The 25,117-nt window shown below is 50.6% G+C and carries 19 protein-coding genes, 1 pseudogene and 1 CRISPR repeat array; of the genes and pseudogenes, 10 read left to right on the top strand and 10 right to left on the bottom strand.

Annotation, left to right across the window (positions count from 1 at the left end; translation table 11 throughout):
- Positions 1–127: 127 nt before the first annotated feature.
- Both tpx and trxB read right to left on the bottom strand, forming a co-directional pair.
- Positions 128–646, bottom strand: a complete 519-nt coding sequence (tpx, locus tag CBE73_RS01985; protein WP_094092772.1) for a thiol peroxidase — start codon at positions 644–646, stop codon at positions 128–130.
- Positions 647–719: 73 nt separating this feature from the next.
- The gene (gene trxB, locus CBE73_RS01980; protein WP_094092771.1) at positions 720–1,673 is read right to left on the bottom strand and encodes a thioredoxin-disulfide reductase; all 954 of its coding nucleotides are present in this window, start codon (positions 1,671–1,673) and stop codon (positions 720–722) included.
- 366 nt (positions 1,674–2,039) lie between these two features.
- On the opposite strand from trxB, the gene CBE73_RS01975 reads away from it, so the two are divergent.
- Together CBE73_RS01975 and CBE73_RS22625 are read left to right on the top strand one after the other, a co-directional pair.
- On the top strand, positions 2,040–3,269 hold the full coding sequence (locus tag CBE73_RS01975; protein WP_094092770.1) for an oxalate decarboxylase family bicupin: 1,230 nt from the start codon (positions 2,040–2,042) through the stop codon (positions 3,267–3,269).
- A complete protein-coding gene (locus CBE73_RS22625; RefSeq protein ID WP_094092769.1) occupies positions 3,205–3,405 on the top strand; it encodes a YgaP-like transmembrane domain in 201 nt (66 codons plus the stop codon). Before CBE73_RS01975 ends, CBE73_RS22625 begins: the two co-directional genes overlap by 65 nt.
- Before the next feature lie 36 nt (positions 3,406–3,441).
- On the opposite strand, the gene CBE73_RS01965 is transcribed toward CBE73_RS22625, so the two are convergent.
- On the bottom strand, positions 3,442–4,104 hold the full coding sequence (locus tag CBE73_RS01965; protein ID WP_373286396.1) for a YjgB family protein: 663 nt from the start codon (positions 4,102–4,104) through the stop codon (positions 3,442–3,444).
- A 420-nt stretch (positions 4,105–4,524) separates the two neighbouring features.
- Between CBE73_RS01965 and CBE73_RS01960 the strand changes: the two genes are divergently transcribed.
- Positions 4,525–5,121 (top strand): NADPH-dependent FMN reductase, encoded by a 597-nt coding sequence (locus CBE73_RS01960; RefSeq protein WP_094092767.1) that lies wholly within the window; start codon positions 4,525–4,527, stop codon positions 5,119–5,121.
- A 76-nt stretch (positions 5,122–5,197) separates the two neighbouring features.
- Here CBE73_RS01960 and CBE73_RS01955 read toward each other — a convergent pair whose 3' ends face one another.
- Both CBE73_RS01955 and CBE73_RS01950 read right to left on the bottom strand, forming a co-directional pair.
- Positions 5,198–5,866, bottom strand: coding sequence for a TVP38/TMEM64 family protein (locus CBE73_RS01955; protein ID WP_094092766.1), 669 nt, complete (start codon positions 5,864–5,866; stop codon positions 5,198–5,200).
- A 40-nt stretch (positions 5,867–5,906) separates the two neighbouring features.
- A complete protein-coding gene (locus tag CBE73_RS01950; protein WP_229752809.1) occupies positions 5,907–7,070 on the bottom strand; it encodes an MGDG synthase family glycosyltransferase in 1,164 nt (387 codons plus the stop codon).
- 224 nt (positions 7,071–7,294) lie between these two features.
- Between CBE73_RS01950 and CBE73_RS01945 the strand changes: the two genes are divergently transcribed.
- Positions 7,295–8,074 (top strand): Cof-type HAD-IIB family hydrolase, encoded by a 780-nt coding sequence (locus tag CBE73_RS01945; protein WP_094092764.1) that lies wholly within the window; start codon positions 7,295–7,297, stop codon positions 8,072–8,074.
- 107 nt (positions 8,075–8,181) lie between these two features.
- Here the strand turns inward: CBE73_RS01945 and CBE73_RS01940 are convergent, their stop codons facing one another.
- On the bottom strand, positions 8,182–9,795 hold the full coding sequence (locus CBE73_RS01940; RefSeq protein ID WP_094092763.1) for a type 2 periplasmic-binding domain-containing protein: 1,614 nt from the start codon (positions 9,793–9,795) through the stop codon (positions 8,182–8,184).
- Positions 9,796–10,251: 456 nt separating this feature from the next.
- A CRISPR array of direct repeats spans positions 10,252–10,553; the repeat unit is 33 nt; unit sequence ATTTCAATCCACGCACTCCATACGGAGTGCGAC.
- 331 nt (positions 10,554–10,884) lie between these two features.
- Here CBE73_RS01940 and CBE73_RS01935 point away from each other — a divergent pair.
- The gene (locus tag CBE73_RS01935; RefSeq protein ID WP_094092762.1) at positions 10,885–11,652 is read left to right on the top strand and encodes a spermidine synthase; all 768 of its coding nucleotides are present in this window, start codon (positions 10,885–10,887) and stop codon (positions 11,650–11,652) included.
- Between the two features lie 72 nt (positions 11,653–11,724).
- On the opposite strand, the gene cysI is transcribed toward CBE73_RS01935, so the two are convergent.
- Positions 11,725–13,449, bottom strand: coding sequence for an assimilatory sulfite reductase (NADPH) hemoprotein subunit (cysI, locus tag CBE73_RS01930; protein WP_094092761.1), 1,725 nt, complete (start codon positions 13,447–13,449; stop codon positions 11,725–11,727).
- Positions 13,450–13,515: 66 nt separating this feature from the next.
- Positions 13,516–15,384, bottom strand: coding sequence for an assimilatory sulfite reductase (NADPH) flavoprotein subunit (locus CBE73_RS01925; RefSeq protein ID WP_094092760.1), 1,869 nt, complete (start codon positions 15,382–15,384; stop codon positions 13,516–13,518).
- Positions 15,385–15,622: 238 nt separating this feature from the next.
- Between CBE73_RS01925 and CBE73_RS01920 the strand changes: the two genes are divergently transcribed.
- The 3 genes from CBE73_RS01920 to CBE73_RS01910 all read left to right on the top strand — a co-directional run bounded on the left by CBE73_RS01920 (position 15,623) and on the right by CBE73_RS01910 (position 20,044).
- Complete coding sequence (locus CBE73_RS01920; protein WP_094092759.1) at positions 15,623–16,630, top strand: TIGR03943 family putative permease subunit; 1,008 nt, start codon at positions 15,623–15,625, stop codon at positions 16,628–16,630.
- 94 nt (positions 16,631–16,724) lie between these two features.
- On the top strand, positions 16,725–18,578 hold the full coding sequence (locus tag CBE73_RS01915; protein WP_094092758.1) for an LTA synthase family protein: 1,854 nt from the start codon (positions 16,725–16,727) through the stop codon (positions 18,576–18,578).
- A gap of 233 nt (positions 18,579–18,811) precedes the next feature.
- Positions 18,812–20,044 carry a sugar efflux transporter gene (locus tag CBE73_RS01910; RefSeq protein WP_094092757.1) on the top strand — a complete coding sequence of 411 codons (1,233 nt, stop codon included), beginning with the start codon at positions 18,812–18,814 and terminating at the stop codon, positions 20,042–20,044.
- A gap of 70 nt (positions 20,045–20,114) precedes the next feature.
- On the opposite strand, the gene CBE73_RS01905 is transcribed toward CBE73_RS01910, so the two are convergent.
- On the bottom strand, positions 20,115–21,221 hold the full coding sequence (locus CBE73_RS01905; protein ID WP_094092756.1) for a DNA alkylation repair protein: 1,107 nt from the start codon (positions 21,219–21,221) through the stop codon (positions 20,115–20,117).
- 334 nt (positions 21,222–21,555) lie between these two features.
- Entirely contained in the window at positions 21,556–23,157 is a 1,602-nt protein-coding gene (locus CBE73_RS01900; protein WP_094092755.1) for an acetate--CoA ligase, read from the bottom strand.
- A 355-nt stretch (positions 23,158–23,512) separates the two neighbouring features.
- On the opposite strand from CBE73_RS01900, the gene CBE73_RS01895 reads away from it, so the two are divergent.
- A complete protein-coding gene (locus CBE73_RS01895; RefSeq protein ID WP_083180535.1) occupies positions 23,513–23,707 on the top strand; it encodes a helix-turn-helix transcriptional regulator in 195 nt (64 codons plus the stop codon).
- Positions 23,708–24,053: 346 nt separating this feature from the next.
- Positions 24,054–25,079, top strand: a pseudogene (locus CBE73_RS01885) (serine hydrolase domain-containing protein); the annotation flags it as partial.
- Positions 25,080–25,117: the final 38 nt, after the last annotated feature.

The raw sequence follows: 25,117 nt of genomic DNA, 5'->3' as shown, positions 1-25,117 counted from the left end.
TCAATAAAATTCCTATCTTTAGGCCATAAAAAAGCGGCGACCGGAGACAAAAATCGTCCCCAATCGCCGCTTTCCAGCCCGAAGGGCTGCAGCCCAGCAGCTGAGCTTTTTTTAAGACAAGATTAAATTAAACCAGTTGTTTCAAAGCAGAAATGGCTGCTTCATAGTTAGGATGGTCGGTCATTTCGCTCAGATATTCCACGTAACGGATCGTGTCATCAGCATCGATGATAAAGATCGAACGCATTTCCAATTGAAGTTCTTTGATCAATACGCCGTAAGCTTCACCGAAAGAACGGTGTTTGTAGTCCGTCAAAGTTTCAACTTTATCAATACCCGCTACGGAGCAGAAACGGCTTTGCGCAAACGGAAGGTCAACGGATACAGTCAGCACTACAACATTATCGCCCAATTTAGCGGCTTCTTCGTTAAAACGGCGGGTCTGCGCGTCACACACGTCCGTGTCCAGGGAAGGAACAACGGAAATCAACTTCACTTTGCCCGCATAGTCAGACAAACCGGCTTCCGTCACCAGGTCTTTGTTAATGCGGAAATCAGGGGCTATATCGCCAACTTTCAATTCAGGTCCGATCAGTGTAATTGGGTTCCCTCCAAGAGTTGCAACTCCAGTACGTTCTTGTGCCATTTTAAAATTCCTCCAATAAGTGTTTTTTATATTTTTGGTTGTGCAGCATGCTTAACGGTCAAAGCAAAGGGGATTAGACCACCTCCTGCACAGACGGCTCTGCTACAGGGTGTTCATCCAAGAATCTTTCCAGGTCCAGTGCCGCCATGGCGCCGCTGCCCGCCGACGTAATCGCTTGACGGTAAACAGGGTCCTTAACGTCGCCGCAGGCAAATACGCCCGGAATGCTCGTTTCGGAAGTCCCCGGTTTAACGACCAGGTAGCCGTTAGCATCCGTTTCCAGCTGGCCTTGCAAAAACGCCGTGTTCGGACGATGTCCAATCGCTACAAAGATACCCTGTGTGTCGATGACTTCGGTTTCGCCAGTTTCATTGTTGAGAACTTTAAGGCCCGTTACGCCGTGTTCCCCTTCCACTACTTCAATCGGCGTACGGTTCAGGCTCCATTCGATTTTTTCATTACTGCGGGCACGGTCCTGCATGATGCGGGAGGCCTTCAATTCCTCTCTGCGGTGCACGACACGCACTTCGCTGGCGAAGCGGGTCAGGAAATGAGCCTCTTCCATGGCGGAATCTCCGCCGCCGACCACGATGATTTTTTTGCCGCGGAAGAAAAATCCGTCGCAAGTCGCGCAGGTGCTGACGCCTCTGCCGATGTTCTCCATCTCATTCGGGATATGCAGCAAATTAGCCGATGCCCCTGTGGAAACAATCAGGGCTTCCGTCGTCAAAGTCTCACCGTTCTCCAGCCGCAGCGTGAATGGCCGGTTTTGCAGATCGATCTCCTTGACCCAGCCGGTTTGGAAAGCCGCGCCGAATTTCTCGGCCTGCTTTCTCATATTGTCCATCAGATCCGGACCGAGAATGCCCTCCGGGAAACCGGGGAAATTTTCTACTTCCGTTGTGGTAGTCAGCTGGCCGCCCGGCTGATCGCCTTCAATGACCAATGGCTGCAGATTAGCTCTTGCCAGATAGATAGCTGCAGTTAACCCCGCTGGACCTGTACCGATTACGATTGCTTTGTGCATGTTGATTTCCTCCACTCATTTTAGTTTTTACCAATTTGATTGTCAACAACATATTTGCTTAAAAAAATAAATACCTACATTTAAACGTGCAAAACTTTTTGGACCTGACTCAACTTTTTTTAATTTGCTGGCCGGTCAGTTTCTCCCGTGAGCATTGCTTTGGCCGATTAGGTTCGGTTGATTGGTTTCAAGCTGTTTATGTTTCGAACAATTATCTTTTGCACAATTTATTTATACTCCTTATTTTAATTCCTGTCAACACTTTTGTTTAAATTTGTTTCCCCCTGCATAAAACGCCTCCCCGCTCATATTCAATGTTGTATGGAGATTTGCCGCCATTTCGCGGAAACTCAGGATGAAAGGAGAATGGAGTTGAATTTGTACGATAAGTCAAAGCAGCCGGTGCCGATTCCCCAGCCGATCAGAGGAAAGGAAGGCACAGAGGATAAAGGGCCGCGAAACGTAATGCTGGATCTTCAAAATCCAGACCTGCTGGTGCCACCCGATACGGACAACGGTCTTGTACCCAACATGCGTTTCTCTTTCTCGAATGCACACATGCAGCTTAATGAAGGGGGCTGGTCCCGCGAGGTCACGCAGCGCGAGCTGCCGATTGCCACCACCCTTGCCGGCGTTAACATGGCATTGACGCCAGGCGGCGTCCGCGAGCTGCACTGGCATCAGCAGGCCGAGTGGTCTTACATGCTGCTGGGCAATGCCCGAATCACGGCCGTTGACCAGGACGGGCGCAATTTTATCGCCGATGTAAAACAGGGGGACCTTTGGTATTTTCCGCCGGGTATTCCCCATTCGATTCAAGGGCTTGAGGAAGGCTGCGAATTTTTGCTTGTCTTCGACGACGGTGCTTTTTCGGATTTAAATACGTTGTCCCTGTCCGATTGGGTTGCCCATACGCCCAAAGACGTTTTATCCGCCAACTTTGGCGTACCCCTCTCCGATTTCAGCAGCATTCCGGACGAACAGGTGTATATCTACCAGGCCCCGGTTCCGGGCAGCCTGGAGAGCCAAGCCGTCTCCTCCCCTTACGGATCGGTCCCGCTGTCATTCAAACACGAGCTGCTGGCCCAGGAACCGCTGATTACGCCTGGAGGGTCGGTGCGCATTGTGGATTCAACCAATTTTCCGATCTCAAAAACCGTGGCGGCCGCGCTCGTGGAAATCAAACCCGGCGCCATGCGCGAAATGCACTGGCATCCCAACAAGGACGAATGGCAGTATTACTTGTCCGGCAGCGGGCGCATGACGGTGTTTGCCGGCAGCGGAGCCGCCCGAACGTTCGATGTCAGGGCCGGCGACGTAGGTTATGTCCCGTTTGCCTACGGACACTACATTCAGAACACGGGCGATACGACGCTCTGGTTTCTTGAAATGTTCAAAAGTGACCGGTTTCAGGATGTTTCGCTTAATCAATGGCTGGCCCTTACGCCCAAGGAGCTTGTGGGAACCAATCTGAACGTGCAGCCTGCCTTCATGTCCAAACTGCGGAAAGAAAAGTGGCCTGTCGTAAAATATCCGGGTTTCTCTTATTATCCGAAACGGCCGCTCAATAAAAGCGATTCAAGGAGGAAATCATAATAAAAACGTTGGCGGAGCGGATCGCGTAATCCGTATTCTTCTTGGCATAGCTCTCTTGGCTCTCTTTGTTGTCCTTCCAGGTTACTGGAAACTGTTTGGCCTGACGGCCGTACTCAAAAAAAGCAAGCCCCCTTGAAGCAGCTTCAAGGGGGCTTATTGGATTCATGAAAGGTTATCCCGCCATATTGTTAACGGCATCCTGCGGTGAAAATACCGAAATATGATCCACCTTCCCGGTCGAAGCAGGAATGATGAATTTTAATTGAAATTGATCATTGGCGGTGTAAATATAAATGCTGTCGTCCCCGTTCTTCTTGGTGGAGACCGGCTTGCCGAGTGCCGACTCGATCTCTTCGAGCGTCAGCTTCTGCAAATCCGGGCTGCTGGACCGGACATCAAAAAGCTGGCTTCCTTTGTTATATCCAAACACTGCGTCTTTCTTCGCGTAGGTCGCATAAAAGCCGCTGCCTGCCATATCCACCTTATCGGCTTCTCCCCATGCTTTGGTCACATCATCAATCAAGGAGTTGTGGGCGGCAAACGGAATGCCGGGCGCTTCCCCTTTCTTCGCCAGCTCCAGCAGCTGCTTGATCTGCTCTTCGGCCGAGGAAGTCTGTTCTGCCGGGGCCGAAGGCTCGGTGCCTCCATTGGTGGCTGCCGGCGGGGTTGCGGATGCCTCCTGACCGGCGCCCGAAGGGGCTTCGGAGGCAGTTTCCGTACCAGACGGGGACGGGCTTGCCGTTTGAGCTTCATTGGAAGCATTGGAACTGCATGCCGATAAGGCAAACACGGTAGAAATGAAAAAGGCTCCTGCGGCTAATTTGATTGGTTTCATCATGTACATCCACTCCTGTTGCTCAAATTTTAATGCTTGGCGACTGATTTTCTCTTTCGAATCGCTTTGTACGGATATATATAAAACGACATAGGGTTCAAAAAGGTTCCGTTCTATCCTGATTTCCGCTAAAAGGAACTTTTGCAAGCGGCGGCAAGTATTCCACGTTCTTATGTAGATTCCCTCTCTTGGCGGATTTATACACGTTCACCTTCTTTAAGGTTTACTCCTGTCCGGATTTTTGTACAAATTTGACCTCATAACGGAGGAAATTTTGGAATATTGCAGTATTTTTTATTCTTTCTAAATCTGCAATTGCCTCATATGACTGGTTAAAACCGGTTCATTAGTGCTATTATCTTAACAGGAGAGTTATTAGCCCAATTACATAATTTATACTTAAGAAAAGGAGGAACCCCCTTGAAAATTGCAACTATTGTAGGAAGTCTGCGGAAGGATTCTTTTAATATGAGACTTGCCCGTTACATGCAGGAACAATTTAAACACAAGATGGATATAGAAATTTTAGAAATTCATGAGCTCCCGTTTTACAATCAGGATATTGAGCTGGATCCGCCGGAAAGCGTTCAAATCTTTAAACATAAAGTTAATATGGCTGACGCGGTTTTGTGGATCACACCAGAATACAATTACTCCATTCCGGGCGTCACTAAAAATGCGATAGACTGGCTGTCGCGCGTAGACAAGGTCATGAAAGGCAAACCCTCCTGGATTCTCGGATCTTCCATGGGTTTTCTGGGCAGCGTGCGCGCCCAGCTGCATCTGCGCGAAATTTTATTCTCGCCCAGCATCGCTTCCCCGTTTTATCAGGGCCACGAAGTTTATATTGGCACGGCTCACGAGAAATTCAACGAGCAGGGCGAATTGATCCACGAACCTACCAAACAGTATCTGGAGACGGTCACTGATCAATTTATCGAATGGATGGAATCCGGCTCCTGGCGTTTCAACCCAAGCACCACGAACAGTTCGATCAGCACGATGAGCAGAGTTTAAGGCTCGCTGGAACAACAATAAAAGCAGCTTTTCTCTCAAGAAGACAGGGAAGCTGCTTTTTCAGGTTTGAGACCTTTCATTTGCGGTCAAGCACAACGTTTTTTCTCCGAAAAAAAAACAGCCAGGCTGCCGCGGCAATGCCGATGCCGAGTACAAGTGCCCAAACCCAGGGACTGCTCCGCATTCCCGCATAAAGGCAGCTCATGGCGATGGAATAAGGTAAAATGCCTACGGCCGTCGTCCAGGCAAACCCCCAAAGTCCCACTTTCAACAGCCCCGCCGCATAATTGACGACATGGTAAGGGACAAACGGCACAAACCGGATCATCAGAAGCCCTAAGTCCCCGTACCTGCCCAGCCACTCTTCCATCTTGTCGAGCGCCGGTTTTACTGCCGCTACATGAGGTTTAGCCACCCAGCGGGTCAGATACAAGCCGCCTATGGAACCTACGATCCCGCCGATCCAGGCATAAACGCCTCCCCATACCGGTCCGTATACCTCCAGCAGAAGCAAAGCGGAAAACTCCCCCGGAACCGGCAGCATATTGAGCACCGCCTGGATGAAAATGCCGGCGACAATCCCTAAAATCCCCAGCTGCTGAACGGAATTCATGACTTTGGAATATTGTCCGGTTTTGATTAAATAAGCCACATAAACGATTGCAGCAAGAATCAGCAGCAGGCTGAAGGCGGATATCCATTTCACGCCTGTCCTGCACGTTTTGCAATTGCTTTTGTTGTCCATGAATTCCCCCGGCTATCGGCTCCCCTGCGGGATCCTTTTATTAAACCGTAACCCGCAGCCTGCTTTCCAGCAGCTCCAGCATATCACTGACGATCTTTTCCGCCGCCACGCCCTTGCAGAGATCCGACATTCGTCTGCGAATTCCCATTTCTTCTGCGGGATTATCCAGCAAACGGCTGATTTGCCGGCTTAACTCCGGGGCGCTTTCCGCGATTGTGGCTGCGCCTTTTCCGGCGAGATAAACCGCGTTTTCCTTCTCCTGTCCTGAAAAAGGTTTATAGATAAACACAGGCACGCGCAGCGCGATCGCTTCCGATAAAGTGACCCCTCCCGCCTTCGTAACCAGACAGGCGGCCTGCGCCATAATTTCGTGGATATTCGGCACAAATCCGAAAATTTCGACTTTCGGGTTTCCGCCAAACATTGCGGACCACCTGGCATATAGTCGTTCATTGCGGCCGCAGACGATCGCAAGCCGGCAGTTTCCCGCCGCCAACAGCCTCCGGACGATCTCCTCCAGCTGCTGCGGTACGCCGAATGAACCGGCGCTGAGCATTACCAGCTTGTTGCGGTGAGCACGGTCTCCTGACGGAATTTCCTGCTGCTGATAGTGTCCCCGGTCATCCCCGGCGCCTTGATTCCGCAGGACAAAACCTCTGCGGACCGGAATCCCCGTCACCAGAATCTGCTGCGCTGAAGCAAAGGCTTTCTTCTCCATATCATATTTCAATTCGTCCGTCGCCACATAATAGCGGCTCATGGCCGGATGCGTCCATCGTCCGTGGAGCGTATAATCGGTGATCACCGTGCAGACCGGCACGTCAAGCTCATTTCCGGCTTCAGCTGCCGCCCCGAAAGGGAAGGTGTTTAGAATGATGTCGGGAGAGACCTGGCTCAGCAGGGCTTTTAGCTTTCTTTTTCCAAGGGAATTAAAATATTTGCCCAGCGAGCTGCCCGGACGGGTTCCCCTCGTCCAATAATAACTCCAGCCATAGAGGTCCAAGCCGTACTGGGAAGTCAGGCTGCTCTTCAAATATAATTTCGTCGAAACCGAGTTTAACAGCGGGTGGGCCTCCTTCATCAAATCCACGATGAATACGTCCTTGATGCCTCTGGCGGCGAATTCCTGCTCCACAGCTCTGGAAACCTGATTATGCCCCTCTCCGTAACCGGCCGTTAAAATCATAATGCGCAGTTGACGCATTCCCACGAAGCAGCTCCCTCCTGAATAAACGTCGAATATTTTCGCTAACACTCCAAGTATAAAGGCAGAACATGAAAATTCGCTCCGAGAAAGGTTATCTGCATGTAAGAATTGTTAAAGACAAGGAAAAATAAGCGGTATTCCGGCCATTTTCCTAAAGGTTTGTTATAATGATGAAGACTAGTTGCAAACAAACAAAAATTTTCTGAAAGTCAGGTGAAAAAATGACGGAGAGAAGTATTATTTTCTTCGATATAGACGGAACGCTGCTGGGGGAGGATAAAAAGGTGCCGGCTTCCGCCAAAGAAGCGGTATTTGCCTTAAAACGCCTGGGCCATGAAGTGGCAATCGCGACCGGCCGGGCTCCCTTTATGTTTAAAGAACTTCGGAAAGAGCTGGACATCGACAGCTTTGTCAGCTACAACGGTCAATACGTCGTCCTGCGCGGCGAGGCAATTTACACCAATCCCATGGATAAAAATGCTCTGCAGCAGCTGACGGACCTGGCTCTCCAGCGTAATCACCCCGTCGTTTATATGGATCACGAGGATATGAAGGTGACGGTCCCGGATCACGAATACGTTACCGCCAGCATGGGGACTTTAAAAATTTACGATCTTCCCGGTCATGACCCGCTTTACTACCAGAACCGCGACATTTATCAGTCCCTGCTGTTCTGCGAAGAAGGCGAAGAACAGGAATACGAGCAGCAATTTAAAGCCTTCGATCTGATCCGCTGGCATCCTTACTCCACCGACGTCATTCCAGCGGGCGGCTCCAAAGCCAAAGGCATTGCCAAGATCACCGAGAAGCTGGGTATTCCGGCCGAACGCCAATATGCTTTTGGAGATGGACTTAACGATATTGAGATGCTCTCGCAGATTACGAACAGCATCGCTATGGGCAACGGAGTTCCGGAAGCCAAAGCCGCAGCCAAATACGTGACTAAATCAGCGGACGAAGATGGCATTTTACATGGGCTGCAAATGGTTGGACTGCTGTAATTCAGGCTGCGACTTCCCAGGATTTTCAGCAAAATAAAAAGCTGGCGTTAATCAGGCCCGTGGCTCCGAAATCGCCAGCTTTTATTTTTCACCAAGCTAATTAAGCACTATTTAGTTCCCTGCTGATCCCAGCGGTCATAGGCCGCCTGGTAGATCTCCGCGATGCGGTCGCCGCCCATTTGCTTCACTTGGGCATTATATTTATCCCAATTCGAAAGAGGCTCCTGACCCGTTACAAACTTGGCTTCCATTTGCTCCACATAGTTGCTCAGGTCGGACTGAAGCGCAGTAACTTCGTTTTGTTCCTCTTCGGTCAAGAAGACGTTCGGGTAAGGCACTTTCGCGTAAGGCAGAATTTTCTCCTTGTTCTCCTTCTCAACCCAATCGTCAATTTCCGATCTCAAGCCCTGGGTAACTTCGGGCAGACTGACACCAGGCGTCGTAATACCGTAGTTTGGCGTCAGAGTACCGCGGTACTGCTCACGGTCGCCTCCACCCGGAACGGGCAGCCACTCTTTGATATGTTTATCTTTGTCCGTATATTTCCACAACACATTTTCCGGCCCCTGGTTGAACAAAGTTGAGCCTTCATAGCCATACTGATAATCAACCCAGCGCATCGTTGCTTCCGGAGCCGGATTGGTTTTGGAAATGGCAAACGTGCCGTTTTTGGAAATGCCCGAGTTTTTGGCCACGACCGGAGAGTCCGGGAATCCCGTCTTCAGCGGCGCCATAAACGGATTTTCGGTGTTGGGCTCCCCGCCCAGCATAAAGTAAGGCAGCCAGTCGTTGAACAGCGCAACCTGGTTATTTTTCCCCTTGGCTTTCTTCTGATCGTCCGTTTGGGAGAAGGTTTCGTGATCCAGCAAATCATCCTTCCACAGACGGTTCAAGAAGGTCAAATATTCCTTGTACCCTTCCTCCTGCGGAGTGTAGTGCACTTTCCCCTCTTTGTCTGCGTAATATATCTCGTCGTACATACCCCAGAAACCCAGCAGCTGCACACGGATGTCCTTCAGTTTGGTAGAGGTGAGCGGGATTTCGTCCGCCTGTCCATTACCGTTCGGATCCTCAGTCTTCACCCGTTTCAAATAGTCATAAAGCTCATCCGGCGTTTCAGGGAGCTTGGTTACGCCAAGCTTCTTCAGAAAGCTTCCGTTGTAGTACAGCGGGCTTTTGTACCACACGGCGCCTTTATCAATATACGGCAGAGCATAAATATGACCGTCCGGCGTAGTGATGGATTTTCGGACATCCGGGTTCTCGTCCAGCAGCTTTTTAAGATTCGGCGCATACTCATCAATCAGATTTTCCAGTGGAATCAGCGTTCCCTGGCCTCCATAAGTAACCTGTTCAGCAGGAGTCAGATTCGCAGCATAGAAAATGTCCGGCAGATCTCCGCTCGCAAAGACCAGATTCTTTTTAGTCTCAAAGCTGTCTACAGGAGCTGTCTGGAAAGTAAGCTTGATGTTGGTCATACTCTCCATGTCCTTGAATACCTGCATCGTATCCCAGTTAGCAGCGCCAACGTCCGGCGCAAAGACCGACAGCGTGATCGGCTTGTCGACGATCGGAAAACCGTCCTTATGCACGTCTTCCGCAGAGCCTGAAGTCGGTCCGCTGTCCCCGGCTCCGCTCGATCCTGAACCGCAAGCGGCAAGCAGTGAAACGAACATCGTCAGGCACAGGATGATCCCCCATGGTTTTAACCTTTGTCTCATTACCAGATTCCTCCTGTCTTCTTCTTAGTAAGTGGCTTAATCTTGGACCGTTTGGCAGACGCCCTATGACAGATTCAAGTTCAGCATGGCCTTATGCCGCGTGGCCCAGAAAGAGGTCTAAGGCAAGCAGATTGGCTATCTGTCTGAATGCTGCCACCGCTAACTTGTTAGCGCTTACACAAGTGTAGGTGACGGCCGTTCGGAACGTAAATATGTTATTTTTGCTGTGGTTAAAAATCGAATCGGTCCGCTTGAATAACGCTGACAGGATCGGTCTCCGCGCCCTTTCAACAGACGATAATTCCAAATCTTTGCATTAAAGGAATATGTCAAATATGTTCTTGGATAATATCCATTTTGGATTAGAGGGTCCCTTGATCAGGTGCATGTTTGGTTCTTTACGCAAAAAAATAGAACTGGACAAATGTTAATCCCTTTGTCCAGTTCATTTAATTGATTTCAGTCCACGCACTCCATACGGAGTGCGACCGCGAGATGGTGACGGCGATCACGTAGCGGATTGATTTCAATCCACGCACTCCATACGGAGTGCGACGCACAGGCGTTATAACGTGCCGGCAGTGCGGATATTTCAATCCACGCACTCCATACGGAGTGCGACCACTTCGTAAAACTCGCCGTCAATTACGTGTTGAGATTTCAATCCACGCACTCCATACGGAGTGCGACGCGTTGCTTGTAGTAATTAACTTGCCGTTATGCCGATTTCAATCCACGCACTCCATACGGAGTGCGACAGCGAAATAACTCGCTTTTTTCTATTTTTATCATGAAAATCTTTGTTTTACAAAAACATTTATCTCAACAAAGCATTAATTCTTCACCTATCTCAGACTAAACGCAAGAAAATCCTCAAAATCTGACAGATTGTGAGGTGCGAATGTCCCGGGGTTTTCATGGGAGCTTCCCTTTCGCACCTCTTCCCTCCTACTGCTGTTGATCAACCACCCCTGTCACCTTGTCCTCCCAACTCCTTGCCGTAAGGCTCTGCTAGATCTTATACTGTTCGATATCAGGTTAGAGATCGTAGCGGTGAAAGGGCAGTTATCAAGCCCCTTAACCCCTACGATGGACGATTGGAGGATTACACTTTTGCATCACTTGTTATTTCAAGATCAAACCGTTAACCACCATATTACGGTTTACGATACGGATGAGCTGGATGGCCAGAAAGGCCGATTTCGGGTTTTGAAGTTTGCCAGCGAGGCTAATCAGGGAGCCATGGATTTGGATGATCCGGACCGTGTTTTATTTGAATATCCAAGAGCCATAATTCATTTGATGGAGCATAACGCACCTGATTTTGAAGAGGTTTTTATGATTGGACATGGGATTGGGACCTTGTCGCGTTATTTTTCAGAGAAGAATATCATGGTAGCCGAGCTTGACCCCGTGGTGATTCAAATCAGTCGAGATTATTTCGGCTACAGCCGGAATAATGTGCAGATCGGAGACGGGAGGGTTTTGCTGGAACGCCAGCCTGCAGGGAAGTTTGATTATGTGGTATTGGATGCATTTGACGCGGAGGGCACTCCCCTGCATCTGGTGTCTACAACGTTCTTTCAAATCATAGCTGACAAACTTAAGCCGGATGGAACGGTGCTTCTTAATCTCACAGGAAGGGCGGGTCATGACCATCTGTTAGGGGCTATTGGAGAGACCATGAGCCAACATTTTGCTTATACCCTGGTGTTTGCCCTAAAAGCGGACAGCCGCGGAGATGTGGTGAATTTTATTCTGGCTGGCTCAGGTAAACCGCTGCTTTATCAGGAACGCCAAATGGCTGGGTTTAAAGAGACAACTCTTCCTCCTGGGTATTTGCTGTGGGACGAATAGGGCGGGCATCCTAACAATGAAAAAAAGCGCCCCATCCGGAGCGCTCATTTCTCTACTAATCGAAGACTCTCTTTATGCGTGAAATTCCTGTCCGTCCAGCACTTCTTTCACATATCCGGCGCGGATCGTGAAATCACCGAAGTGCTCCCCTTCAAGCCGTTCTTTGGCATAACGGTTAATCATCGGCTGAAGCGAACTCAAAATTTCTTCTTCGCCGATATTTTCCTTGTACAGTTTGTTCAAGCGGTTCCCGCTGAAGCCGCCGCCCAGATACATATTGTAGCGTCCAGGAGCTTTGCCGATGAAAGACATCTCTGCCAGCATCGGTCTTGCGCAGCCGTTCGGGCAGCCGGTCATGCGGATCACGATGTCCTCATCGCGCAGGCCCGCTTCCTCCAGCATCGGCTCGATTTTGTCCAGCAGCGATGGCAGATACCGTTCCGACTCCGCCATCGCAAGCCCGCAGGTTGGAAGCGCAACGCAGGCCATCGAGTTACGGCGCAGCGCTGAATAATGGGTGCCATCGGTCAGGCTGTATTGTTCAATCAGTTTCTGAATCTTTTTCTTATTCTTGCTGCTTACATTGCCGATAACCAGATTCTGATTAGGCGTCAGACGGAAATCCCCGCTATGAACCTTCGCAATTTCGCGCAGCCCGGTCATCAACGGATAATCATCGAAATCTTTAACACGGCCATTCTGAATGAACAAGGTAAAATGCCATTTGCCGTTGCTGCCCTTCACCCAGCCATACCGGTCACCGTTATGTTCGAAATGATAAGGGCGGGCATCGGCCAGCGAATAACCCAAACGATTGGTTAATTCCTCGACAAGCCAGTTAATACCGCGATCATCAATCGTATATTTGAAGCGCGCATGCTTACGAACCGACCGGTCCCCGTAATCCCGCTGAATCGTCACTGTTTTCTCCGCGACGTCCACCATTTGCTCCGGTGTGCAGAAGCCGATAATTTTGGAGACCTGCGGATACGTCTTCGGATCGCCGTGGGTCATTCCCATACCGCCGCCGACCGCTACGTTAAAGCCGGCCAGTTTCCCGTCTTCCACAATAGCGATAAATCCAAGATCCTGTGAGAATACGTCTACGTCGTTTGAAGGAGGCACCGCAATACCGATTTTGAATTTTCGCGGAAGATAGACCGGACCGTAAATCGGTTCCACTTCCGTATCCTGATCCCGGCTGTCGATCACCTTCTCTTCGTCCAGCCAAATTTCATGGTAAGCTCTGGTCCGCGGATCCAAGTGTCTGCTGACCTTGGTTGCCCATTCGTACACTTCGCCGTGAACGTCAGACTGGTACGGATTCGGGTTGCACATTACGTTGCGGTTAACGTCTCCGCAGGCTGCCAGCGTGCTGAGCAGCGCCTCATTAACTTCGCGGATCGTATTTTTCAAATTCCATTTCAAGACACCATGCAGCTGGAACGACTGACGGGTCGTCAGACGGATAGTGCCATTCCCGTATTTATGCGAAATGCGGTCCATCATCAGCCACTGCTCGGGGGTCACCACACCACCCGATGCGCGGACGCGGAGCATAAACTGATAAGCGGGCTCCAGCTTCTGATGCGCTCGTTCGTTCCGCAGATCCCGGTCATCCTGCATATAGCTGCCGTGATGCTTCATCAGCCGGTTGTCATCTTCCGGTATGGAACCGGTAATCGGGTCCGCCAGCGTCTCCGTCAAGCTGCCCCGCAAATAATTGCTGTTTCGTTTAATCTCTTCAACGTCGCTGTGCGGTGCACTGTTCTTGGACAACAAATGATTTTCTGACATAAACTCTCTCTCCTTTCACAGGCTGGGCGGCTGCCCAGCCTTTTCGTCCCGTAATCCCCTTATCCCTTAATACACATCGCGCTGATAACGTTTCTGCTGCTGCAGACCGGTTAAATATTCAGCCGCTGCTTCAGGGCTCAGACCGCCTTGCTGCACCAAGATAGACTGCAGCGCCTGATGAACATCCTGAGCCATATATTTCTCATCACCGCATACATAAATATAAGCGCCGTCCTGAATCCACTTGTACAGCTCGGCTCCCCGTTCCAGCATCCTGTGCTGTACATAAACCTTCTGGTCCTTGTCCCTGGAGAAAGCGACATCCATCCGGGTGAGTACGCCGTCCTTCAACCAGCGCTGCCACTCTACCTGGTACAAGAAATCCGTAGCAAAATGCTGATCCCCGAAAAACAGCCAGGTCCGTCCGGCTGCTCCCTGCTCTTCCCTTTCACCCAGGAAAGAACGGAATGGCGCTACCCCTGTGCCCGGTCCAACCATAATTAATGGCGCATCCGGATCAGCCGGCAGCTTGAAGTTCGGATTCTGCTGGATAAACACCGGCAGACTGTCGCCCGGCTGGATGCGGTCAGCCAAATGAACCGAGCAGACGCCATAGCGCTGTCTTCCGCCTCTTTCATAGCGGACCGCACGAACCGTAACATGAACTTCATCCGGATTGGCGGAAGGGCTGCTCGAAATAGAATACAGCCGCGCCGGCAGCTTGCGGAGAATGCCAACAAAATCGCCTGCCGGAATGCCTTTGAGGCTGTAATCCTGAATCAGATCCAGCAGATCCCGCCCTTTCAAATAATCGCGCAGCTCCTGTTTGTGCCCTGCGGCCAGCAATTCCTTAAGCGTGCTGTCCGGAACCAGCTTCGAGGCCTGCTCCAGCAGCGGTTTGGTCAGCACTGTAATTTCGTAATGACGAAGCAGCGCTTCTCGCAGCGGTCCGGTCTGCCCTTTTTTATCCAAAGCCACCGTCTCTTCCGGATTCCAGCCCATCGCTTCAATCAGATCATCCACCAGCTGGGGATGGTTCTCCGGATAGATACCGAGGCTGTCGCCCGGTTCATAAGTCAGGTTTGAGCTTTCCAGCGAAAGCTCGAGATGACGTGTCTCTTTGCTCGCGCCGCGGCCGTTCAGATTCAAATTCTCCAGCACTTCCGCAGGGAACGGATTCGTTCTGGAATATTCCGACTGCACTTCGGCACTTGAAGCCGAACCTGCTTCTGACGGGCTCACCGATACGGCAGGCGCCGCCGTTTGACTGACGGATTCCAGCACCCGGTTCATCCACTCGGCCGCAGACTCGTCAAAATCGACGTCGCAGTCCGTACGCGGAACAAGGCGTCTCGCGCCAAGCTGTTCAAACCGTTCATCGAAATCTTTACCGGTTTTGCAGAAATACTCGTAGGAAGTATCGCCAAGGGCCAATACGGAGTAGCTGAGCCCGCTCAGCTCCGGTGCCCGTTTGCTGTTCAGGAAGCTGTGGAACGAAATCGCATTGTCCGGCGGGTCTCCTTCCCCCTGTGTGCTTACCACAACAAACAAGTAATGAAGTTTCTTCAGTGTGTTCGTCTTGAAATCGCTCATGGAAGAAAGCGTAACCGCAAATCCCTGCTGCTCCAGCTTCTGGGCCAGCTTCTTGGCCAAGCCTTGGCTGTTACCAGTTTGGGAGCCGAACAGAACGGTGGCTTCCTTGGGAACAGCCGGGGATGCCGGCACCGCTGAAGCAGCGCCAGACAGAAGATCAGCCGGAGTCCCGGCAGTATTCAGAGCAGCCGTGCCGGAAGCGGCCTGCCCTCCTGTTCCCTGCAAAGCGGCCAGGTAGCCGTTTAACCAGATTCGCTGGGAATCGGTTAAGGTTGGCAGCAGGCGGTTAAGCAGCTCAACCTGCTCTTGCGTAAAAGGACTGTTCGTGACTAAAAGTTCCAAATAAATCCACCTCGCACAGCATGCATGTTTTGTTAATCTCTTTAAATTCGATCAATTTTATATGAATTAATAATATCGCTCGTTTGAACGTAACATAGAAGACAAATGCGGTCAATTTCCTTCCTCTTATAGAAGCTATTAGGAAAGGTTATAAATGGAGTAAAAATAGATTTTTCCTGCGAATTGTAAGATAATACAATAATGAACTCAAAAACTATGCCATTTGGGGGTCAGGCGAATGGTACGCCTTTATGTATTAGCTGGATTTATCCTGGTGTTTCTTAAAATGCAGCTTGACGGAGATCTAAACAAATACATCAACACGAAATACGCTTACCTCTCGGTCAGCTCCATTGTTTTGTTGATTCTTTTGTTTATTTTTGAAGCGGTTCGTTTCTATGCGAAGGAACGGGAAAGCGGTCATAAAGAGAAAAGCTCCCTTCCTTTGCAGCAGCAGAATGGCAACAGCCAAGAGAACCCGACGAATGCGGTGCAGGTTCCTTCCCTGCACGAGCAGCAGCATGGGCATCAAGAATATGAACATGAACATGCTCACCGCCATAGTCACGTACATCAGAGCCACGAAGCTCACTCGCACGCGAGTCATGAAGGTCACTCACACGGTAGTTCTTCCCGGATCCTTCGTCTGCTCACGTATACCGTGCTGATTTTCCCGGTGGTAACAGGTTTATTCCTGCCCGTGGAGACGCTGGATTCCAGCTTCGTCAAAGCGAAGGGCTTCTCCTTCCCGGCGATCGATGTGTCAAACGACAATCCGGGCTATCACCAGTTTCTAAAGCCGGATACGAGCGTCTTCTACGGCAAGTCCGGTTACAAGACCGTTTCGCAGAAAGAACTGGCAGGCTTTGAAGACCAGCCTCAGCTGAATTTGAACGATACGAATTATCTCAGCGGTCTCGAAGCCTTGTACAACTACCCGGACAAATTTGCCGACAAGACCATCAGCTTCAAAGGTTTCATCTACAAGGGTGAGCAGACCCGGGAACAGAATTATTTCGTGTTCCGATTTGGATTTATCCACTGCGTGGCCGACTCTGGTGTATTCGGCATGCTGGTAGAGTTTCCGAAGGATACGACCCTCCAGGACGACCAGTGGGTACAGGTGACGGGCAGCTTGACCTCTGAACTGTACCAGCCTTTTAAACAGACTTTACCGGTTTTGAAGGTTGAAAGCTGGAAGACGATTGACGCACCTTCCGATCCTTATGTATACCGGACTTTCTAACCGGCCGTATCAGGTTTGCAAGGCAATAAGACAGCAATACGCGATCCACAAGCAGTTGCGCAACAAGTTTTTACTAAGGGAGCGATAAGGTTTGATGAAACAAATATCCTGGAGGAAGATCGCGCTAAAGCCGTTCTTGTTTTTCTCCATCGTCATGATTTTAAAAATGGTGCTGGTCTGGGCCGTTGTTTTCCGGCATGAAGGCAGCTTGATCCAGTCTCTGCTGGTCGGCATTCCGCCGGTATGGTTCATCTTCAGCCTGCTGGAGAGCTATGCTTACAAGCGTAAGCTCAGCGCTTATCTGATCGCGGATCTGGTGCTCACGATTATTTATTTTGCAGTTATTATGTATTACAAATATTTCGGTGTTATTGTCACCTATCATGAGCTGCGCCAGGTCAATCAGGTTTCGGAGGTTAACAGCAGCGTCTTCTCCCTGATGGATCCTTATTACCTGTTCGTATTCACGGACATTGTTGTTATCTTTGTACTCATGCTGTCGAACAAACGCTTTAAAGCTTTCGCCAGAGGGCTCCGGTTCCGGGAAAACCGCGGCCTGCTCGGCATCGGACAGGTTGTGATGCTCGTGCTGTGCGCCGTCATTATTTTGCCGTTCCGAAACGGCATGAACGAGCTGCAGCAGGCGAAGAATATGGGGGTTATCAACTACGAAGCTTATGTCGCCTTTGCCCCTTCCAAGGATCTGAAGATTGATCCGCAGACAGTAACCCCGGATATGGTAGCGCAGGTCAAGGGAATCACCGATCCGGCCCAGCCTGCTTACTGGGAAGCGGCCAAAGGCAAGAATGTCATTATCATTCAGCTTGAGGCTTTCCAGAATTTCCTGATCAATCTGAAGCTCGACGGCCAGGAAATTACGCCGAACATGAACGCTTTAGTGAAGAATACGTTATATTTCCCTCATTTCTTCCAGCAGGTAGGACAGGGCAATACAGCGGACGCCGAATTTGTGGTGAACACTTCCCTTTATGTCCCGCCTAACGGCGCGGCTTCCGAGGTTTATGCAGACCGGGAACTGCCAAGCATGCCTAAGAATCTCGCGAATCACGGTTACCGGACGGCCACGTTCCACACGAACAACGTCATCTTCTGGAACCGGGATCAGCTGTACAAAGCCTTGGGCTGGGAAAAATATTATGACAACACCTTCTTCGGCGACAGCGATCCGGTTGCATTCGGCTCCTCGGATGAGGTGCTCTACAAGAAGACGTCGGAAGAACTCGGCAAATTCCAGCAGGAAGGCAAACCTTTCTATGCACAGATCATTTCGATGTCCGGCCACCATCCGTTCCGGATTCCGGAAGCGAAATTCAAAATGAAGCTGCCAGACCGCTTTAAAGGCACGCTCGTAGGCGACTATATCCAGGCGCAGAACTATGCGGACTATGCGCTCGGCCAATTCATCCAGGAGCTTAAAGCCAATGGCGTTTGGGATAACAGCGTTATCGTGCTGTACGGTGATCACCAAGGGCTGCCGGTCTACTCTCTGAACAGCAAAGAGAAGGATCTTATGAAGGAAATTTACGGCCGTACCTACACCGTACCAGATATGATGAACATTCCGCTCGTGGTATCCGTTCCCGGCCAAGACGCGAAGGTATTTGACCAGATCGGCGGACAATCGGATATCTATCCTACGGTTGCCAACCTGATCGGGGTTTCGTTAAAGGACCAGGTGCATTTCGGGCAGGATCTGCTTAACCAGACGGAAAATGTGCTGCCGCAGCGTTACTACCTCCCGTCCGGTTCGTTCATTACGGAGCAAGGCGCGTTTGTGCCGGGCACCAGCTTTAATGACGGCAAAACCTACAAGCTGGACGGCGAGCAAGTGAACAAACCGCTGGAGGACAAAACCGAATACGACAAGGCTCGCAAGCTTATCAGTATGTCCGACGGTTACGTGTCATCCCTGCCTAAGCTGAAATAAAATCGACAAGGCCGCTACAGCGGCTCAAGTTCTGCAAACTATCAAATTAGGCTAAAAACAATCCAAAAACGCGCTCGCTGCATAGCGGGCGCGTTTTTTCTGTCTTTTCACAATCTGATCTTCATCCGCGATCAGGATTTTTAAGCTGTAGAACAGGAGGACTTATGCTAGAATGATTTGTTGGAACTACAAACATAGGGACACAGGATGAACTGCAGGCAGGAGGGAAACCATTGATTGACCGAATACGAAGTCTTTTTCGAATAAAAAACTATGGGCTGTACGTCATCGCCATGCTGCTGCTTGGCGCCTCAATTGGCGTAACCGGCCCTTATCTATCGTTGTACTGTACCAAAATCATCGGCATGAGCACCGGGGCCTACGGCCTGTTTATGGCGATTCTGGCTTTAAGCGGCGTTGCCGTAAATACAGTACTTGCCAAATTCTCCGATAACGGGCTCAACCGCAAAGCGGTCATCGTTACCGCCGTTTGCTGCTCGGCAATGGGGTACGCTTCTTTTCTGATCTTTCATCAATATGCGGCGCTGCTGATCAGCGCTTCTCTTCTGGTGGGGCTGGGCGCCCCGGCTTTACCGCAAATTTTCGCCTCTGCGCGTGAAGCCGTTAACGAGAATCAGGAAGCTGTCGATTCCACCTTCGCCAACTCCCTGCTTCGCTCACTGTTCTCCGCCGGGTTTCTGATCGGGCCGCTGATCGGCAGCCTGCTGCTGCTCACAGTCGGGTACAAGGGCGTATTTCTAGGTACTTCGTCCCTGTTTGTATGCATCGGGCTGCTGGTTCTGTTCTTGCTGAAGAACAAACAAAATGTGAAGTCTGCCGTAAACGTCAAGCCCATTTCGGACACCAGAAACGGCAGCAGCATAGGGCTTCGCAATAAAGTGATCCTGCTTCCGTTCATTACCCTGATTCTGCTGAACACCTGCAACACAGTTTATAATTCGACAATTCCGCTGTTTGTGGTCAACCAGCTTCATGGCACAGAGAGCCAGGCCGGTCTAGTCGTCGCTTTATGCGCCGGGCTGGAAATTCCGCTGATGATTGGACTGGGCGGGCTGGCGGCCAGAATCGGCAGCCGGGCAATGATGATGATCGGCTGTGTACTGGCTGCTATGTATCACGTTATTCTTCTGCTGACCCACGAGCTGTGGCCGATTATCGCCGGCCAGCTGCTCCAGGCTTCTTTTGTCGCCATGGTGATTGCCATCGCGCTCAGTTATTTCCAGGATCTGCTGCCAGCTTTGCCAGGCCTGGCAACCATTTTGTACACCAACGCTACCACGCTGGGACAGGTGGCCGGTAATTTGACCGGCGGCACTGTCACCCAATTTGCCGGCTTCCGCAATGTCTATTGGGTTTGCTTGATCCTGGTGCTCTGCGCGGTTATCCTGCTGCTGCGGACCAAACCGGCAGGGGGCAAGAGCCATTCGATTGAAATCGAGGGCTGAATGATTCGCCTTTGCTCTTGCCTCTGCCTGCCACTCCGCCCTTCCTGTCTCCCTTTCTGACAGGAACTTGCTATTCCGCCGACAATACCACCTGCGTTTCCGCAATCTCCCGGCCGTTAACCAGCAGCACGATCCGGTGCTGCCCCGGGTAATGGCGGCGGGTGGTCAGATCGGCCCAACGATGCGTGCGGGTTCCAGCAAGTCTTGTTCCGCCGAGTACGGTTTTATCGCTAAGCAGGAACAGCTTGCGGGAAACTTTCCCTCCGGCCTTCACGAAATCAACGCCGTACTCAAGCCGAATATGTACAGCTGCCCCTTCCCGAAGACGAAGCTCATAAGCCAGTTCCGACTGGCCGCCGATAGCAATCTGATCCGGGGATGCGGATAAATTCGCCGAGACTGCTAACGGCTCGCCTTCCCCGGGATCCGCATAACCAAAGAGAGCCAGTACCTCCGGGTCCGCTTTGCGAATGAGATTTCTGCAGCCGTGGCGCACGATCCAGTTCGTTTCCGGAGCATTTCCCAGCCACTGCCGAGCAAGCTCGATCACAATATCCGGGTGATCCTTGGCGATGTCGTTCAGGTTGTTCGCTACGCTCTTTCGGACGTATAGGGAAGGATCAGCTTTCAGCCGCTCCAGCACCGGCAGGATAGGTGCTGGGTTCTTCTTGAACATGCCAAGCGCCTGTCCCCATGGAAGCCGCGGACGGCAGCCTTCGCTGGCCAGGCGGCGGACATGCTCATTGGGATGTCCCGCCCAAATCAGCATCTGCTTCATCATGCGCTCAGGATCGCGCAGCAGGAAAGGTCTGACGGCGAACTCCGCCGAAGATTTCGGCGTAAAACGCTCCAGCGCCTGCATGGACAGCTCCCAATCCTTCTCTCCCTGACCAAACACCTCTACAAAATCCGGAAAAATCAAATAAGCAAATCCGCTGCAATCCTCGTCAATCGCATAAAGAACAGAAAGGGCCTCCGGAAAGGCGGATGGCAGATAACGTCCGAGCGTTTCCGTAATTTTGCGCATTCTCGCCTTCAGCTCCAGGCTCTCCCAATCCTTATTCAGCAAAGATCCCACAAATCCGCCAGTATCAAAGGGCGGGTAAACCCGGTGAAGCTTGTCTGCAAGCTGCCGGATAAAAGATTCGTTGTATACGTTCTTTAATGGCTCAGCCAATGAAATTCTCCTTTCCAGTCTGCGGTCTGCAGTCTAGTTTCTTTATTATAACATTCACAAGCCGAAATGCGTATATACGTTCGTATTATTAGCGAAAAAAAACGCCCAAAGGGCGTTTAACTCAAATGCTCATTCTTCTCCCGGTATCTTTTTTCCCGATGACATCTTCCCCAATATCGTCTCCCCGGTCTTATCTCTTTTGTTTCTTTCTTTTGTTCCTCTCTATTGGTTTTCTCTATTTCGGTTTCGTCACTCTTGGTCCCGATTCTATCTCTTCCGGTCTCCATCAACCGGAACACCGCCCGTAATTTAAGCCGTCTACCTGACCCGCTCGTTATTCCTGATTTTCCCGGGCAGCTTTCTTTTCCTGCTCGCGGAGTTCGACCCGGCGGATTTTACCGGAGCTCGTCTTCGGCAGATCTTCCGTGAACTGGATTTTGCGCGGATATTTGTATGGAGCCGTCATTTGCTTCACATGGTTCTGCAGCTCTCTGGCCAGCTCCGGAGAAGCCTCTTCGGCATTCCTTAATACGACGAACGCTTTCACGATATGTCCGCGGATTTCGTCGGGACTCGCCACCACTGCGCATTCCTTAACAGCCGGGTGCTTCATCAGCGCTTCCTCTACCTCAAACGGTCCGATCGTGTAGCCAGAGCTGATGATGATGTCATCCCCGCGGCCTTCAAACCAGAAATAGCCCTCTTCATCCTTGGAAGCCCGGTCCCCGGTAATGAAATATTCCCCGCGCATGCCGGCCTTTTTCCGGTCCGGATCTTTGTAATACTCGCGGAATAAAGCCGGCATATCCTGATGGACAGCAATATTGCCAACCTCGCCCGGCGGAACCAGGCGTCCCTCTTCATCCACGATTTCCACAAGGCCCGGCGCAAGCGCTTTGCCCATCGAACCGATACGCAGCGGAGCATCCTTCAGCGCACCGATCAGCAGCGTGCTTTCCGTCTGCCCGTAGCCGTCCCGAATCGTAATACCCTGTTGGCTTTTAAAAATATCAATAACTTCACGGTTAAGCGGTTCGCCAGCGGAGACCGCGCTGCGCAGCGAGCTGAGATCATATTCTTCCAGCCCGCCCGATTTGGCCATCAGCCGGTACTCAGTAGGCGTGCAGCACAGGACCTGAATCCGGTATTTCTGCAGCAGCTCCAAATAACGTTTAGGCGAGAAAGAGCCGTTATAAATAAATCCGGTTGCCCCGCTGCCCAGCACCGACAAGAACGGACTCCAGATCCATTTCTGCCAGCCTGGCGCTGCTGTGGCCCACACGATGTCATCCTGACGGATATCCAGCCAATTCTCCGCTGCAATGCGAAGGTGGGCATATCCCCAGCCATGCGAATGCACGACGCCTTTGGGATTGCCTGTCGTTCCGGAGGTATAGGCAAGAATGGCCATATCTTCGCGGCGGGTCGGCTCGGCCTGAAAGCTGTCCGGCTGGCCTTCCATCAACCGCTGCAAATCCAGCCAGCCTTCCTGCGGCTCTGCCTCTTCTTCCCCAACGGCGATCCTGTAATCCAGATTAGGCAGCTCTTCGTCAATCCGATTCACTTCACCCGTAAATTGGCCCCAGACCAGCACGGCTTTCGCCTCCGAATGCTTCAAACGGTAGACCAAATCTTTGGACCGAAGCAGCTCCGAGGAAGGAATGATAGCCAGACCGAGCTTTAGACAAGCCAAATAAATGAGGTAAGCGGTGATCGTCCGGGGGACCATGACCAATACCCGGTCTCCCTTGGTCAGTCCAAGCTGCTTTAAGCCACCCGCCAGGCGGTTCATCCGACTGACCAGCTCCCCGTACGTAATCTCTTTATATTCTCCGCTTTCACTCAGCCATTTGAGTGCCGTTTTGGCAGGCGGATGCTTCTCCACTTCCGACGAGATGTTGTAAATCTCAGGTGCAATCCATTCTTGTATGTTCACCCTGCGGTCTCCTTTTTTGTCCAAATCAATATTTAGGATTTCATTATAACACTTTATCCTAGTAGCTGGTACTAGTACCTGTGAATTTAGATCCCTCTTGCCCGGTTTGTTGGGTACCCATCAGGCTGACTCGCGCGGAGCCGCAGCTTACCTGACGGAATAGATTCCAACCTGTGTGCGTGAGGAGGACTTATTCATTTTAACTTTTAATGATTTTTTGATTGAGAAGTTTGATTGAGAAGATAGTAAAGTATACTTGACATTAAGTAAAATATAGATTACCTTATGTAAAGTAAAACTTACTTCAAAAGAGGGTGGTTAGTTGGATAACAAATTTCCTGTACTTAAAAATCGAATGCCGGTTCTAAGAGCGGAATGCCAATGGACGCAAAAAGATTTAGCTGAAAAAGTCGGAGTAAGCAGGCAAACCATTATTTCAGTAGAAAAAGGGAAGTTTACTCCCTCGTTAATTTTAGGTTTTCAAATCGCCAAGGCTTTTGGGGTAGACATTAATGAAGTGTTTCAGTTGGAAACAGGGGAGGAGGAATGACCATGGAGTTATTAATAAATATTACGAACGGCGTTTCGATAATAGCGCTGTTTGGGGTTATCGTATTATCGGTTTTAGTTAAAAAGGAAGGAACAGACGAAAGAGCGCGATTTATGGGTTTTAAATTATTCAGCTTTCTGTTCACCTTTCTTTTGGCAGGTTTATCTCTGATTATCCTCGTCACGGGGTGGAACGACATCGGGTATACATTGCTTAGAATTTGTATTACGAGTCTATTCTCACTAACTATCCTAGTTGGGCTCGGTTACTGGATCTATCTTAGCAAAAAGGTATAAACCTTCTTCTCTACCACGGGCAATCCACTATTCGTTATTTAGGAGGCTGAATGGTGAACAAAACTCGGATACTGTCTGTTATCCTGCTATTAACGGCCTTGGCTCCCTCGCAGCGACGGCAGCAGAACAAAGCGCCACACCATCCTGTGAAGCTACGCGTAAAGCTGCGGCAGAGAAGGCCGACCTTCTCACCGGTCAATATGATACAACAAGCGTTCAATATGCACTTATTGATCATGGTCAAATGGTCGTTTCGGGAGCGTTTGCCGAAGTAATGAAAAGGCAAAAATACCGCTGACGAGAAATACGTTATACGGCATTGGATCAGCGAGCAAAATGTTCATCACGGCCGCCGTAATGAAGTTAGCCGACGAAGGAAAATTGAATCTGGACACTCCTGTCGTTCAGTATATCCCTGATTTTACGATGCAAGATGATCGCTATAAGAAAATTACGCCGCGCATGCTGCTGAACCATTCCTCCGGACTTTACAGTTCTTCGGTGGCCAACGCCTTTTTGTTTGAGGATAACGACAGTTATGCCCACGATACGCTGCTTAAACAGCTGGCTAAACAGAAACTGAAAGCTGATCCGGGCGCCTACTCGGTTTATAGCAACGACGGTTTTACGTTGGCAGAGATATTGGTGGAGCGCGTCAGCGGTATGGACTTCACTGCTTACCTTCATCGTTATTTTACGCAGCCTCTTGGCATGTCCAATACAATGACGCCGAAGGACAGGATCGATTCCTCCAGAACGGCGGGTCTCTACTTCCCGGCTTATCAAGGCAGCTGCCAAACGAAACGGTGAACATCATCGGTGCCGGCGGCATCTACTCGACTGCGGAAGATTTAGTCCGTTTCTCGCAAATTTTCACCGATCCTCAAGCAGGTATACTTTCGGATGAATCGGTTGCAGCCTTGGAGCAAAGGGAATATGCACACGGTATATGGCCTAAAGACACGGATACTTCCATCAACTTTGGGCTTGGCTGGGATAGTGTGGATCTTTATCCCTTCGGAGAATATGGCATTCAGGCGTTGGCGAAAGGAGGCGACACCATTCTGTATCACGCTTGTTTTTGCCGGAGAAGCGGGTGCGAAGTTTGAAATTT

The organism is Paenibacillus physcomitrellae, from assembly GCF_002240225.1.
GTDB classification, from domain to species: domain Bacteria; phylum Bacillota; class Bacilli; order Paenibacillales; family Paenibacillaceae; genus Fontibacillus; species Fontibacillus physcomitrellae.
Note: the sequence above shows the minus strand (reverse complement) of the source record. Positions and strands in the feature narration are given on the sequence as shown.

Coding starts and splice junctions, on each gene's coding strand:
- CBE73_RS01895 (WP_083180535.1), top strand. CDS start 23,513: ATGCCGGTTCTAAGAGCGGAATGCCAATGGACGCAAAAAGATTTAGCT.
- CBE73_RS01950 (WP_229752809.1), bottom strand. CDS start 7,070: ATGCGTCAACTGCGCATTATGATTTTAACGGCCGGTTACGGAGAGGGG.
- CBE73_RS01940 (WP_094092763.1), bottom strand. CDS start 9,795: ATGAGACAAAGGTTAAAACCATGGGGGATCATCCTGTGCCTGACGATG.
- CBE73_RS01975 (WP_094092770.1), top strand. CDS start 2,040: ATGGAGTTGAATTTGTACGATAAGTCAAAGCAGCCGGTGCCGATTCCC.
- CBE73_RS01965 (WP_373286396.1), bottom strand. CDS start 4,104: ATGAAACCAATCAAATTAGCCGCAGGAGCCTTTTTCATTTCTACCGTG.
- CBE73_RS01935 (WP_094092762.1), top strand. CDS start 10,885: ATGGACGATTGGAGGATTACACTTTTGCATCACTTGTTATTTCAAGAT.
- CBE73_RS01945 (WP_094092764.1), top strand. CDS start 7,295: ATGACGGAGAGAAGTATTATTTTCTTCGATATAGACGGAACGCTGCTG.
- tpx (WP_094092772.1), bottom strand. CDS start 646: ATGGCACAAGAACGTACTGGAGTTGCAACTCTTGGAGGGAACCCAATT.
- CBE73_RS01915 (WP_094092758.1), top strand. CDS start 16,725: ATGAAACAAATATCCTGGAGGAAGATCGCGCTAAAGCCGTTCTTGTTT.
- trxB (WP_094092771.1), bottom strand. CDS start 1,673: ATGCACAAAGCAATCGTAATCGGTACAGGTCCAGCGGGGTTAACTGCA.
- cysI (WP_094092761.1), bottom strand. CDS start 13,449: ATGTCAGAAAATCATTTGTTGTCCAAGAACAGTGCACCGCACAGCGAC.
- CBE73_RS01920 (WP_094092759.1), top strand. CDS start 15,623: ATGGTACGCCTTTATGTATTAGCTGGATTTATCCTGGTGTTTCTTAAA.
- CBE73_RS01955 (WP_094092766.1), bottom strand. CDS start 5,866: ATGGACAACAAAAGCAATTGCAAAACGTGCAGGACAGGCGTGAAATGG.